This is a genomic window from Nocardia sp. NPDC049220 (genome assembly GCF_040647855.1).
Lineage (GTDB): Bacteria > Actinomycetota > Actinomycetes > Mycobacteriales > Mycobacteriaceae > Nocardia.
This window is the reverse complement of sequence record NZ_JBEZDA010000014.1, coordinates 86813-99484: the sequence shown is the minus strand read 5'-3', so window position 1 is coordinate 99484 and position 12672 is coordinate 86813. Positions and strand designations below refer to the sequence as shown.

General features: G+C 65.3%; 13 protein-coding genes. 6 read left to right on the top strand and 7 right to left on the bottom strand.

Annotated elements, in window-relative coordinates:
• Positions 1-254: 254 nt before the first annotated feature.
• Positions 255-473: a type II toxin-antitoxin system VapB family antitoxin gene (locus AB0C34_RS24935; RefSeq protein WP_357077513.1), complete on the top strand. Its 219-nt coding sequence runs from the start codon at positions 255-257 to the stop codon at positions 471-473.
• Entirely contained in the window at positions 470-883 is a 414-nt protein-coding gene (locus AB0C34_RS24930; RefSeq protein ID WP_357077510.1) for a PIN domain-containing protein, read from the top strand. Before AB0C34_RS24935 ends, AB0C34_RS24930 begins: the two co-directional genes overlap by 4 nt.
• 152 nt (positions 884-1035) lie before the next feature.
• Here AB0C34_RS24930 and AB0C34_RS24925 read toward each other — a convergent pair whose 3' ends face one another.
• Positions 1036-1536 (bottom strand): helix-turn-helix domain-containing protein, encoded by a 501-nt coding sequence (locus AB0C34_RS24925; RefSeq protein WP_357077507.1) that lies wholly within the window; start codon positions 1534-1536, stop codon positions 1036-1038.
• A gap of 87 nt (positions 1537-1623) precedes the next feature.
• On the opposite strand from AB0C34_RS24925, the gene AB0C34_RS24920 reads away from it, so the two are divergent.
• Both AB0C34_RS24920 and AB0C34_RS24915 read left to right on the top strand, forming a co-directional pair.
• A complete protein-coding gene (locus tag AB0C34_RS24920) occupies positions 1624-2268 on the top strand; it encodes a dihydrofolate reductase family protein (RefSeq protein WP_357077504.1) in 645 nt (214 codons plus the stop codon).
• Positions 2269-2486: 218 nt separating this feature from the next.
• Positions 2487-2930, top strand: a complete 444-nt coding sequence (locus AB0C34_RS24915) for a nuclear transport factor 2 family protein (protein ID WP_357077660.1) — start codon at positions 2487-2489, stop codon at positions 2928-2930.
• Positions 2931-2948: 18 nt separating this feature from the next.
• Here AB0C34_RS24915 and AB0C34_RS24910 read toward each other — a convergent pair whose 3' ends face one another.
• The 3 genes from AB0C34_RS24910 to AB0C34_RS24900 are packed head-to-tail and all read right to left on the bottom strand — an operon-like array spanning position 2949 to position 5826.
• Positions 2949-3962 (bottom strand): hypothetical protein, encoded by a 1014-nt coding sequence (locus AB0C34_RS24910; protein WP_357077501.1) that lies wholly within the window; start codon positions 3960-3962, stop codon positions 2949-2951.
• Positions 3959-5308 carry a peroxidase gene (locus tag AB0C34_RS24905; protein ID WP_357077498.1) on the bottom strand — a complete coding sequence of 450 codons (1350 nt, stop codon included), beginning with the start codon at positions 5306-5308 and terminating at the stop codon, positions 3959-3961. Before AB0C34_RS24905 ends, AB0C34_RS24910 begins: the two co-directional genes overlap by 4 nt.
• Positions 5305-5826, bottom strand: a complete 522-nt coding sequence (locus AB0C34_RS24900) for a hypothetical protein (protein WP_357077657.1) — start codon at positions 5824-5826, stop codon at positions 5305-5307. The genes AB0C34_RS24905 and AB0C34_RS24900 overlap by 4 nt, the downstream gene beginning before the upstream one ends.
• A 925-nt stretch (positions 5827-6751) precedes the next feature.
• Between AB0C34_RS24900 and AB0C34_RS24895 the strand changes: the two genes are divergently transcribed.
• Both AB0C34_RS24895 and AB0C34_RS24890 read left to right on the top strand, forming a co-directional pair.
• A complete protein-coding gene (locus tag AB0C34_RS24895) occupies positions 6752-8500 on the top strand; it encodes a hypothetical protein (RefSeq protein ID WP_357077495.1) in 1749 nt (582 codons plus the stop codon).
• 86 nt (positions 8501-8586) lie between these two features.
• Complete coding sequence (locus tag AB0C34_RS24890; RefSeq protein ID WP_357077492.1) at positions 8587-9084, top strand: hypothetical protein; 498 nt, start codon at positions 8587-8589, stop codon at positions 9082-9084.
• Here the strand turns inward: AB0C34_RS24890 and AB0C34_RS24885 are convergent.
• From AB0C34_RS24885 to AB0C34_RS24875, 3 genes are all read right to left on the bottom strand, one after another.
• Positions 9059-9913 carry a VOC family protein gene (locus AB0C34_RS24885; protein WP_357077489.1) on the bottom strand — a complete coding sequence of 285 codons (855 nt, stop codon included), beginning with the start codon at positions 9911-9913 and terminating at the stop codon, positions 9059-9061. The genes AB0C34_RS24890 and AB0C34_RS24885 overlap by 26 nt on opposite strands.
• 257 nt (positions 9914-10170) lie before the next feature.
• Positions 10171-10653 (bottom strand): MarR family winged helix-turn-helix transcriptional regulator, encoded by a 483-nt coding sequence (locus AB0C34_RS24880; RefSeq protein WP_357077486.1) that lies wholly within the window; start codon positions 10651-10653, stop codon positions 10171-10173.
• A 235-nt stretch (positions 10654-10888) separates the two neighbouring features.
• Positions 10889-12457 carry an MFS transporter gene (locus tag AB0C34_RS24875; protein WP_357077654.1) on the bottom strand — a complete coding sequence of 523 codons (1569 nt, stop codon included), beginning with the start codon at positions 12455-12457 and terminating at the stop codon, positions 10889-10891.
• Positions 12458-12672 lie beyond the last annotated feature (215 nt).

Sequence of the window (12672 nt, the reverse complement as noted above, 5' to 3'; positions counted from 1 at the left end):
GACTGGAATTTTCGGACCTGCACGTCTTGGACGAGGCTCGCTCGGTCCGATATCTTCTTCGACCGACTCAGCACAGCGCTCGCGGCCCGGCTTACGCGGGGTTGGTGGGGGTGGTGCTCGGATGGCTCGTCTTCTCCGGCGCGGTGTCGGCAGCGCGGTGGTGACCGTGCGCTCGCCGTATCGATTGCTTTGGTGGTAGTCGGTGCCCGCGGCCTGGTATATAATCAGCTATATAGCGCAGAGGAGGGGTTGTCATGGCAGTCACCAGCGTCGACCTGGATCCGCAGCTCATCGAGCGTGCCAGAGAACTCACGGGCGAGCGATCGAACCGGGCCGTGCTCGACCTTGCGTTGCGTCGGCTCATCGCCTCGAAGCAGAAAGGCGCGATGATCCGCGGCATCGCGGGACTGACCGACCTCGAGAACGAGTTCGGCGCGCCAGTAGTCTCTCCGGGCGAGTCGCAGTCCGCGTGACCGACTACCTGGTCGACAACTCGGTATGGGCAAGGCTGGCCACAGGAGACGCGGCTGTCGCTGCGCGCCTGCGGCGAATCGAGCGAGCACCGGCGGACCTGTTCGTCACGTGCCCGCCGCAGGTACTCGAGTTTTGCCACAGCGCCCGGACGCCCGATGAGCACGCGAACTATCGAGAGCAGATCTCCCTCGGATTTCCGCTCGAGCACGCACCGGACGAATCGCTTGTCCTCGATATTCAGGCGGCGCTGTGGAACGCGGGGCTCGTCCGGGCGGCCGGCTCGCACGACATCCTGATCGCCGGCTACGCCATTGTGAACGATGTGACCGTGCTCGCCGCAGATCACGACTTCGAGCACATTGCGAGGGTTTCCGACCTGCAGTGCGAGTACATCGCGCCTTCACTGTGACGTTGCTTCGTCCCGAAAGTAGTCGAGTTCCGCTTCAACGTGTAGTCGGGTTTCGGTTCAACCTCAGGGCTTCTCGCGAAGGCGTCGGGCCGCCCGAACGTTCAGAAGTCGGCGCTCGAGGGTGCTGGTTCGGGCGCGTCGCTGCCACCGGGTTATGCTCCCGCTCTCGCTGTGGCGGCCTCGAACGCGTGCTGTAGTCGTTCGGACGCGAGGGGGCGTTCGTGGTCGCGTCGCGGAATGCCGAGGTGAATCTCGCGGAGTTCGTCAATGAGGTCGTCGACGAGGTCCGGGGACTCGGCCAGGATGCGAGCGCGAACGCTCAATGCGTGTGACGTGGGTCGATGACGCATGCCCCAGGTTCCGAGGGCCACCATCACTGGAACCGTCTGAATCCCTGCCTCGGTGAGCGAATACGCCGCCCGCTGCCCGCGCGTCGCATCGTCACGAGAAAGCAGGCCCTCATCGACCAGATTTCGGAGGCGGTTGGCGAGGATGTTCGACGCGATGCCTTCGTCGCTGCGCGTCAGGAGTTCGCGGAAGTGTCGGCGACCGCCGAAAACGATGTCGCGAAGCACGATGAGGCTCCAGGCGTCGCCCAGCACTTCGACCGCCGCATTGATTGCGCACCCTGATCGGGCCTGTTCTCTCGCCACCGGGCCTCCAAAGTGGTTGCAGATAGAAATCACTCTACGCTACGATGCGAATGATTTTATTCTGCAACCACTTGTATTGGAGCCATGATGTCCCGTACCCGAGTCCACAACCTCTTCGTTTCCTCGGACGGGTATGCCGCCGGCGATCATGTGACGTTCGAAGCGCCGATCGGCGGAGCGGAGGCGCTGTTCGGCAAGTTCGACGGACGCGTCATCGACGGCATTCACGGAATCGACGAACCGGTGACCGTGGACCGCGCCATGTTCAGTATGTGGGGCCAGGGTGTCGGGGCGGAGATCATGGGTCGTCGTAAGTTCGGCCCGCAGGCGGGCGAATGGCCGGAAGACGGCTGGGAGGGATGGTGGGGAGATGCGCCGCCCTTCCGCACCCCGGTCTTCGTTCTGACCCATTACCCGCACGAAGTACTCGAGTTCGACAACGGCACCAGTTTCCACTTCGTGGATGCCTCGCCGCAGGAGGCGCTTCGCTTGGCGCAAGACGCAGCCGGCGGGTTGGACGTCCGGATCGGCGGCGGGCCGTCCACCGTGAGCGAGTTCCTCCAGGCTGATCTCATTGATTTTCTGCACGTGTCGATCATTCCGATCGTGCTCGGTGCCGGTGTTCGGATCTGGGATCACCTCACTGGCCTGGAAGAGCGATTCAGCGTCGAGTCCATCAGCACTTCTAGCGGTCTGACGCATCAGCTGTGGAACAGGACCCGCGGCGAGTGAGAGCGCGGTGGCTTGGGTCGGTGACACGCACCCGACGAATCGCTCGTGCTCGATATCCAGGCGGCAGTGTGGAACGCGGGGCTCATCCGGGCGGCCGGCTCGCACGGCATCCCTCTCGCCGGCTATGCCATCGTGCATGATGCGACCGTGCTTGCCGCGGACCACGACTTCGAGCGCATCGCGAGGGTGTCCGAGACCCGGCAGCTAGTAGGCGCGCCATCGAGGATCTCATCATCAGGTACGCGTCGCTGATCGATGCGGGCGACCTCGCGGCGCTCGCATCCCTCTTCGCGGATGCCACGTTCGCGACCGACATCACGTCGGTGCGGGGCAGTGTCGCGGTCGTCGAGGAGCAGTTCCGCGACCTGATGATCACCTACGCGGACGGCACACCGCGTACCAAACATGTCATTACGAACATTCTCGTCGACGTCGATGAGCAGGCCGGGACGGCCGCTGCGCAGGCGTACTACACCCTGCTCCAGGCGCTGCCGGAACTGCCGTTGCAGATTATCGCCGCTGGCCGTTACCGCGACCGCTTCGCGCGCCGCGACGGCGAATGGCACTTCGTCGAACGGCACTTGTTCTTCGATCTCGTCGGGGACCTCAGCCGCCACCCGCGCATAGCCGCTCCCGTCTCGGGAGCGTCCGACACAGCGTGAACGCCACTCGGCTTGCGGTCATTTCATGGTGGCGAGGTTGTGCCACAGGTTTTCGAGGCTGTCGGTGCCACCGAACAGTGTGGTGAAGTTGGTGGAGTCGATGAGCACGATGTCGCCGGCACGTTGGCCGGTGGGTGGCATCCAGATCAGCGTGTTGAATTCCGTATCGCCGGCCTCGGTGAAGGGATGGGGCCGGGTGGGATCGACGCGCTGACGTGCCAGGACCCGGAGGGACTCGCTTTCCGGTGCGGTGAGCGCGTAGTGCGGCAGATGGGGGTGGAAATTGAAGGTGGTGACGTTGTCCAACAGATGGGGTGTGTCCAGATCGCGGAATCCGGTCAGGGGAACGATCTCGCCGCTGCCGTCGACGACCGCGGGGCGTAGTCCCCACTTGTTGTGGACCGGCACGTCGAGCGCATTCATCAGTGAGCGCGTGTACTGGCCGAACCTCTGCTGGCGGGGGACCAGCGGGTCGCCGTGATGCTCGTATTCGGTTTGCCGCTGGGTGTAATCGTCGGTGAAGCCCACATCGTGGTGTGGCGCCAGAAGTAAGCAGGTGCCTTCGCGTTGCAACCAGTCCCGGATCGCGGCGCACTCGTCGACTGCGGCTTCCTGCTCGGAGAGGACGTGATCGAGCCCGAACACCATCAGCGTGTCGGTATCGGCCAGGATCCGCTCGTCGATCGGCAGGCGGTAACCGGCCTGGTCGATGCGCTGGAACACCGCGACGGGATGACCGGTCGCCACACCGGCCAGCCGCTGAAACGCCAGAGTCGAGCGATGGAACAGCTCGAGTGTGCCAGCAATACCTTGTAGGAAGTGCGTCGCGTCGTACTCGGGGGTCTCGTAGCCCGGCCACGTTGCGTTGCGGACTTCGGTCATCGTGGAGAAGCGATTGTATATTTCGGCGGGATCGCGTTGAGCCTCCCACGGGTAACTCCACGCCCAATAGATGCTGATCCTGCGGTGCCCATCGTGGGTGCGCGGGACGTGGTTCTGGTTGTAGGTGCGGGCGAGAAAAGGGGCGCTCATGATGTCACCTCTCGGCTGTCGAGCGTCGCGAGATATCGCAGGGCGTTGATCCCCGGCAGGAAGAAGTACGCGCCACCTCTGAGCGTGGTGAAGGCAGGCAGGCCAGCGAGCACTGTGCGGATGGGCCGCTTGGGGATGGTGAACTCCAGGGTTCCGTCCTGCGTGCCGCAGATGGGATCGCGTTCGTTGCCGAGTTCGTGAAATGTCTTGTCATTGATCCAGACGTTCTGGGCGAACTCGAACTGGCGGACCAGGCTGGCGCAGATGATGAACGCGGCGATGCCTCGATCCGCCCCATCGTCGGGTTCGCCCTCGGGAAGCGCGGGCCCGTAGGTGGCTCCGCGGCGAATCATCCTGCGCCGGTTCATGTTGACTGCGGTATCGCGCGGATTGAGTCGCCGGATGTGCGAACCGAGCGGAACTGCGTAGCCGTGCGGGTCCATCTCCCGGTAGGTGAAGTCGTTGTTCCGCAGGGGATCCGCGCCCAGTTGCGGATCGTCGTGCTCGGGGGCCAGTGTCAAGGGCGCGCCGCTGCGCCAGCGGCCCATGAACTTCGCGGCCAGTAGTTCCTGCCCCTCCGGGGTGTCGGCGTGCTCGTGTAAATGGGTCCGAAACACGCCGACGTGTTCTTGCAGTCGCCGGTAAGCCATATAACTGCCGTTGCGGGACAGCACGTGCGGCTGCGGTAGGCCGTGTGGCGGCCCTTCCTCGTCCGGGTAGCCCAGGATGAATTCGCCGGGTTTCAGTGCGGGCCCGGAGCCCGGTGTCGGGGTCTGGCCCGAGCCTTCGATCACTGGCTGGGACAACCGGTCTCGGAATCCGAAATGGTCATGGGCGTGGTCGAAGGGTGGCGTCGCGTTCAAATCCAGAAATGACAACACCCGCACGCCAGAGCAACGGGCCACAAGCTTGTGGTGCTCGGCGGTGCATCTCTGGTATTCGGTGTCGGTGCGGGCGAACAAGATCGCGATGGCGTGCAGGTCGTCACCCGCCAGTCCGCCCACCCAGTTGTCCGGGCTATTGGCGCCCGTGTCGCCCAGGATGTCGGCGCGGGCGGCCATACCTTCCCGGAATTCGTCGGGAAAAGTGGCCAGCGATTGCTCCGATACCCCGAGCGCCCGCAACCCTTTCCAGGTGAAGGCGAGGGTGATCCAACGCTGGGAACTGTCCATCGTGGCGTGCGCGTCCGCTGCCGACTGGACTCGATCCAGCAGCGCGGCCAACCAGGCCCGACCTCCGGTGGGGTCGTCGAAGGACAGGAACTCGTAGCGGCCCGTCATCGCGGGGGTGCGGGTCAGCAGGATGTGCTGGATATCGTCGAGCTCGAGCGTCGACGGGGCGCTCACTGCATCTGGTCGAGCATATCGGAGAACGATGCCTTGGCGCGCAGCGCCTTTTTGATTTCCTCGGCGGTGACGTAGGGGTATTCGCCGTATTCGAGGAAGCTCGGAAAGTGGTGTTCGCGGACGAATCGGGCGAAGGCGCCCGGGTTCTCCTTCCAATCCTCGGGGAATCCTTCGAGGTTGGTGAATACGGTGGTGATGCCCGTCTGGCTGAAGAGCGTTACGGCATCCTCGGTGTACTTATCGAAATCGGTATCGAAGATGCCTTGATATTGGAAATGCAATCCGGATCCGATATCGAACAGAACCCATCGCAGGTAGTGCAGCCGCAGTGGCGCCAGCACGCCCGGATCATTCGCGACCGCATCCTCGATCTGCTTGCCGTACTCGCGAATAGCTTCTTCTCGACCAGGTTTCACCTTCGCGATGATCGAGAAACCGTAGGAGGCGGGTGTGCGTGGATAGATCGGGCCGTATCGGCCCCGCTCCAACTCGAAATAGCCGTCGGCCGGTATGGCCATAGCCGCCGGTTTGCTCCAGTCGCGATCTGTTGTCGACACGGCGCCACCTTCCTCACCACCGTAGGAAACCGCACGTCGATCAGCGTACCGCTTCCGAGCGCGCGGTCGCAGTGCAATGGGCGTGATAGGCCGGTGGTGCGTCGACCGAAATCGGTGAGCGATATTTGCATATTACTTCTGGTCGGTTATCCATCGACTCCTATGGCGAATTTCGGGCTCGGCGGGATGATGTCATGTCGGTTTCTGTGAGACGCGCGAGTCAATTTTAGAACTCTCGCCGTTTCTCAACGCTATGGGCCGCCGCGGCGGTCGGAGTATTGTTTGCGATGTCGTTTCCGGAGATAATGTTGATCTCGGTGCACATGGAATACCCGAAGAGGTTCGGGGAGGCCCTATTGATGGGAGCAACCGACTCCGAGTTCACCAGCGACGGACACCAGCGACGGACACCAGCGACACGGCGTTCCATCGGCCGGGTGCGGCCTTCTCGTTTCGGTACTGTCGCGGGCAGTCGACATCGCGAAGTGTGAACCCACACAAACAGGATTCACGTTCAAGCGCATCTCGGTGGATGACGCCCGGACTACTCGGCGCTCCTACCTGTGATCGCGTTCTGGAGATGTCCGTCGCCGTGCGCGCGACGACGCGGCTCGGCGTCGACGGCCCTGCCGCCGGGGTGGCTGGATCCGGCCGCCGATCTGCGCAGCCCGTGCTCTCCGCCCGGGGCGAGCCCGCCACCTCCGGACGGTGGATTCCGCCGCTCGTCGACGGCAATCGGGCCCAACGGTTTTCGATGACGCGGTTCGGATCTATTCTTTGGTCTCGGACGAGGCCGTCGTCGCGTTCGGCGGATAGACGCCGACGGGCGGATGTCGTTCTGACTCGCTGAGTCTGGAACACTGCATCGTCGGAAAGGTTCTTGCTGATGATCCGTCGTTTCACGACCCTTGCGCCCGCTACGGCGACGCCGGTGGACGATTTGGTGGCCGGCGCGCTGCCGGACCGGGTACAGATTGCGCACGAGCGGCTGGCGCACCAGGACGATCCAGCCCTGCTGGAGGCGTTGTCGCAGCGGGAACTCGCCGCTGCCCGCGAGCTGGCGGAACTTGTGCGTGACCACGAACGCAACGAGCAGCGGGCCCGTATCCAGGCGGCCGCCGACGCCGCGGCGCGGGTGCGGCATACCGCTGCCGAGTTGGCCGAACGCGAGGCCGCGGACCTGCTGCGTGCCGCACAAGCGATCGGCGAGCAGCGCCACAGCAGTAGTCCGCACGCGAAAGTGGCTCGCCTGCACCAGCGCAAACCACGGGTGCTGGGGTTGCTCACCGGTGTCGTGGCGTTCTCGATGCTGTTCTCCGCGGTCACCGTGCAGCAGAACATCGCGCCGACCGGCGGCATGACGAATCCGATGTGGTGGTTGTCCTATGGTCTGGAGGCTCTGATCAGCGCGGTACTCGTCGCGCTGATGCTGTCCACCGGCGATACCGCCGAGTGGGGTGTGATCGATAGACTGTGGCAGGTGTACACCGTGGAGGGTGTGCTCCTGACCGCGAGTATCGCGCTGAATACCTTCCCCTACGTCAAGGCGGGCGCGGTCAGCGGGATCGGTATCCACGCGATCGCGCCGATCATGATCGGCGTCGCGCTCGTGACGCACAGACTTGTCGCCGAACGCTACGGACGGGCCATCGAGCAGGCCACTGCCGCTGTGCCGGACCACGAAGATCTCCAGGCCCGGCTCACGGCGCTCACTCAGGTCGGCGGCGCCGGGAATCAGATCCTGCCGGACATTCTCACCGAGCAGCCCACAACCGCGCGCAGCGCCAGAGAGCACCCCGCCGATGTCGGGGAGCGCCAACCGGGCATGTCAGCCGATCACGCAGCGCACCCCGGCGCAGGGCATCCCACCGCGGAACTCGGGATCGCGGCGTACACCGCTGATCCCGCTGCCACGATGCCGGAGCGGGCGACTACCGACCCGGGGTCGGGCGCGATGCGGACCCTCGCGGGCGAGCCGCCCCCGGGCGGCCGGGAACCGTCTGCCCAGGGCAATGCCAGCGTGGCTGACCTGGATGCTCGATTGGCCGCGGCGTTGCGGCAGACGCTGGCCCATAAGCAGATCAGCGCGCAGGCGATGCCGGCACCGATCGTGGCGCCGGGGTCGTCGCGCCCCGATGCTGTTGAGCACGAACGGAACACCCCTGCTTCCGCTGCGGCGGAAGCCGAGTGGGTCGCCCCTTCAGGATCGGCCGAGCTGCTTCCCGAACCGATCGCACGCGGTGACTGGGGACCGATGTCCGCGCAACCGAACGAAGGCCCCGCACCGACCGCGCGTGAAACCGATTCTGCGCCGTACACGGAACAGAACGCACCGATCGCGCCGGACATGTCCGCTCGCGTCCGCGAGGCCGGAGCTGGGCGGTACGTCGTGCCGGCACCGTACCTGGCAGGCGAGCCGGAACCCGCACAGATGGCCGGGCATCCGATCGTCGATCACGAACCGCCCGCGCAGGAAATAGATCGCGCGTGGCTCGCGGCGCACGACTCGGCCCACGTCGAGAAAAACCAGGCACCGAGCACGGGCGACGAGCATGCCGCTCGCTCCGCGGTTTCTCCGGTCTGGCTCACCAACCGCACAGGGGTCGCGCGCGGGCCCGTCGCACGCCACCTGTGAACCCTGCGCGGGCGAATCGGTCTGGGCTGCAAGCGACCTCGCCTAGGCTGATTCACCCGCACTCGTGTGCGGGAGAGGGGGTCGACGTGGCGGTACGCCGGAATTCCGCCGATGGACGCGGAGGTTGCCCGTTACGGCGAATACCGCATGACTGTCGTCCAACCCGGACCTCCCGTGAACGGCCCGATCTCTCGGCGCATGCCCCCGCCGCGGCCTACGAATTCGCCGAATCCTTCGGCACCATCGACTCGGGCGCGGCGGTCGGCCGCGGTGTCGGTTCGGTCGGCGGCGCGGTCTTCGGTGCGCCCATCCTCGACGCCGGCGGCCGCACCCTCATCGCAGGATGCCTGGCCGGTGCTGGTGTGCTCGCTGGCCCGGGGGCCATCGTCAACGCGGTGGTGCTCGGTGTCCCGGTGGGTATTGCCGCGGCGATCGAGTTCCAGAACACCATGAGTCGGCCGTACGACGAGGAAGGCGCACACGGAGTGACGGGTACCCGGGTTCGGCACCGTCGACTGGGTATTTACCGTTGTCAGGTCCCGATCGCCTCGTCCGAGGCTATGAGAGGGACCCCGGCGGGGTGAACTGACTCGCGGTGAATTCCGCGCCTTGCGGATCGCGGATCAGCACGGCTCGCGTCCATTCGGTATCGGCGGTCGAGAGCACGGTAGCGCCGAGCTGTACTGCGGCAGCGGCTGTTTCGTCGCGGTCGGCCACGGTGAACGTGACATGCCAGTGCGACGCTTTGGCTTCCTGGACCGGCGTCAGCCATCCGATGGCGTCGGCGAATCCGGGTGGCACCATGTCGCCGGATTGCCGCTCGTAAATGCCTGGATCGACCGTGGCGGCGAGATGGTCCCCATAACCGGGACGGCGAATCATCGTCGCGAAGTCGAGATCATCGATGACCCACCCGAATACTTTGGCGTAGAACGAACTCGACTCAGCGGTATCGACCGCATGGAGATCGCTGAAGTTCCACGACCCCGGCGTGTTGGTGATCTGCGCGCCCGGCCGCCGTTTCGCCTGCCACAGTCGGAACTCCACACCGGCCGGGTCGGCGCACACCACCGATGTCCCGCCCTCGCCCGCGGCGGTGGGCGGTGTGACAATGCGACCACCCGAATCCGTGACGAGTTCGGCCGTGGCGTGCGCATCGTCGACCGCCACGTAGGTGTTCCACGCCGAAGCCGCCGGTTGTGCCCGAGCGGTGTCGGTGGGACCGCCGATCCCGGCGACGTCCTTACCGTCCAGTTGCGCAATGACATATCGGAACGGCGCACCTGGTGCGGTCGCCTCCACGAACGTCCATTCGAATAGTCCGCCGTAGAAAGCCTTCGCCGCCGCTACGTCGTTCTGCTCCACGTCGACCCAGGACGTCACTCCGGCTGGATAGGTCCGCACGCCAGTCATCAGTCGCTCCTCTCGGTTTGTGCTCACGAACGTAGGCGCAGGCACTGACAACGTTGGGAATCTGGACAAGGCCCGAGAGCGACTGGTTCGGATCGCGGCCAGTACGTTGGTGGTGCGGGGAGCCTTGCCGCTCACGGTGCTGTCGTGGTCGCAGTCGTTGTCCGGAACCGGCGGCGATGTCGACCGCGGTGACGCTGGACCACGTCAGGGTGCCGTCGTAGCGGTGCGAGGGTGCCTGTGGGCCCTACTGACCGGACTCAGCGCAGACCCGGTGGGCGTGGCCAGGGATTGTTTTCCCGGTGCTCGACCGATTGGTTGAATCGCGCGACAAGTTTGCTCAGTTGATCGACGTCGGATTCCGCCCAGTCTGCGACCACCACTCCGACGCCGTGGCGGCTCTGTGTCCGATCGGATGCCAGGAGTTCCAGCCCCTTGGCACTGGCGCGGATCTTGCGGGCGATGCCGCCGTCGGGGTCGGGAACCCGGTCGACCAGGTCTTGCTTGAGCATTGCTCCGACCTGGCGATTGATCGTGGAGATGTCGAGTTGCAGCGCTTCGGACAACTCGCGCAGGCTGAGCGGGGAGTCGAGGTCGAGCCGGGTCAGGATCAAAAAGGCCGAGCGGTCGAGCTGGAACCCGGGGCGACGGTGCACCGCGGCGGGAAAGTGCCTGGCCAACAGGGACAGCTCGAAGACGAGGCGACTCAGCGCTGGATTGTCGGCGGGACCGAAATCGGACATGGCCACACTATGTCGTGTAGGTCATGCCGAGATCAAACTGTGTACCATACATATGATGTGTATCGTGCATTTATGAATGTCGCGTGGACGGGTCGTCGACTGTCTGTGGGATCGGTATCGGGTCCGCGTCTCCGGTGTGGTGGCGAGAACGACGCGTTCGGTGTACCGGTGTGCAGCGGCCATCACATCGGAGAAATCCGCGGACAGCGCGTAGGGATGAGTGCTCGAGCGGCGATCATGGGTTCCCTATGGTGTCGGTGGGTGTCTGCCCAGTAGCGGGGGTGCTTTCGCGGCGGTCGACGTGGCGAAGGAGCAGTGCCGAGATGATGGCGGCTGCCAGTGCGCCGCAGCCGGCAAGAACGAAGATCAGTCGCAGGCCGTGGGTGAACGCGGAGATGGCGAGTTCGGTCTGCGCGGCGTTGGGATAGCGCAGGATGCCTGAGGTCACCGCGGCGGCGAAGCGTTCCGCGCCGGCTCCGACCGCCTCCGTGTCGATCTCGGCGTGGACCCGGCTCGACAGCACCACGCCGAACAGGGCCACACCGGCCGCGGTGCCCAGCGGCAGGGCCGTATTCGCCGCACCGGTGGCCATACCGGCCTTGTCGGGCGGAGCGACATCCACCGCGAGATTCATCAGGTGCGGCATCGCGAGCCCGCAACCGATGCCGACCGTCACGAGGCACGGCAGAGCCATCTGCCAGGGGCCGGTCCCTGCGATCAGGGTGCCGAGGAACAGGCCGGCGGCGGTGATGATCATCGCCAGCGTCATGGTTCGAGCGACTCCGATGACCCGGGCCAGCGGGGTCCCCACTCCTGCGGCGATCATCAGCGGCACCGCGAGCGCGGTGAGGACGAGCCCGGTTCGGAACGCGGACATCTCGTGGGCGCCGGCCAGCCACAGGATGAGGAACGGGAAGATTCCGAATGTCAGCAGCCGCACCACGAAACCGAGCACGATGGCCGCGGCGAAGGTGGGGATGCGGAACAGTTCGAGGTCGAGCAGCGCGGTACCGCTCCGTCGCAGTTCGAGCCACACGAAACCCGCTCCGGTGGCCACCGCGACGGTGAGGGCGGCGACGACCTTCGGCTGCCCCCATCCGCTGTCCGCCCCGGTCAGTAACCCATAGTTCGCGGTGAACAACGGAACGACCACCAGGACGGCTCCCACGCGATCTACGGCACCGTCGATCGCCGGAGTTCGTTCGACAGTGGGAACCCGCAGCACCGTGGCGACGATCAGGACGACTCCGATGGGGATGTTCACCGCGAAGATCCACTGCCAGGACCCGGCCTGCACCAGCCCGCCGCCGATGAGTGGACCCAGCGCCGCGGCGGCGGCGCCGGCGGCGATCGCGGCGCCTACCGCTTTTCGTCGCATCTCCTCGGCGGCACCGATATGGGCGTCTGCGACCAGAGCCAGGCAGGTCCCGAACACCAATGCGCCGCCGACGCCCTGCACGGCGCGGGCCGCGATCAGGGCCGTGTCCGATCGAGCCGTCATGCACAACGCCGAGGCGACGGAGAAGACCGCCAGCCCGGCCAGGAACAGCGACCGGCGGCCGTACCTGTCGGACAGGCTGCCGACCGTCAGCAACAGGGCGGCGAACGCCAGAACATAGGCGTTGACCGTCCACTGGAGGCTGTCGAGCGAAGCGTCGAGATCTGACTGGATCTCCGGAAGCGCGACATTGACGACAGTGACGTCGAGGGTCATCAGAAAGCAGGAGAGCGCCGCTACGGCGGTGGTCCACCGTCGGCGAACACCGGCTGCGAGTGTCGCCGATTCCGTTGTTGCGGTGTCGATGTCGCTTCCTCCTTGTGGCCGGTCGACCGTGGCTCGGTCCGTAGTGCTCCCACTATAGGCGATAGGTAATGGAAATCATTTGCGTTAGCATGGCAGGCTGAGTCCACTTTGCGCGAGTGTTCGACCGCCGTCGTCGTCGGTTATCGCGTGCACGTGGCGAGATCCGCCGCCGTGTACCGCTTGTAGGTGCGGTGCGCGGCTGAGTATGGAGACAA

What these genes read in the sequence shown, in the direction of transcription:
- AB0C34_RS24935 (WP_357077513.1), top strand. Translation starts at nt 255, where the DNA reads ATGGCAGTCACCAGCGTCGACCTGGATCCGCAGCTCATCGAGCGTGCC.
- AB0C34_RS24920 (WP_357077504.1), top strand. Translation starts at nt 1,624, where the DNA reads ATGTCCCGTACCCGAGTCCACAACCTCTTCGTTTCCTCGGACGGGTAT.
- AB0C34_RS24910 (WP_357077501.1), bottom strand. Translation starts at nt 3,962, where the DNA reads ATGAGCGCCCCTTTTCTCGCCCGCACCTACAACCAGAACCACGTCCCG.
- AB0C34_RS24900 (WP_357077657.1), bottom strand. Translation starts at nt 5,826, where the DNA reads ATGGCCATACCGGCCGACGGCTATTTCGAGTTGGAGCGGGGCCGATAC.
- AB0C34_RS24895 (WP_357077495.1), top strand. Translation starts at nt 6,752, where the DNA reads ATGATCCGTCGTTTCACGACCCTTGCGCCCGCTACGGCGACGCCGGTG.
- AB0C34_RS24885 (WP_357077489.1), bottom strand. Translation starts at nt 9,913, where the DNA reads ATGACTGGCGTGCGGACCTATCCAGCCGGAGTGACGTCCTGGGTCGAC.
- AB0C34_RS24880 (WP_357077486.1), bottom strand. Translation starts at nt 10,653, where the DNA reads ATGTCCGATTTCGGTCCCGCCGACAATCCAGCGCTGAGTCGCCTCGTC.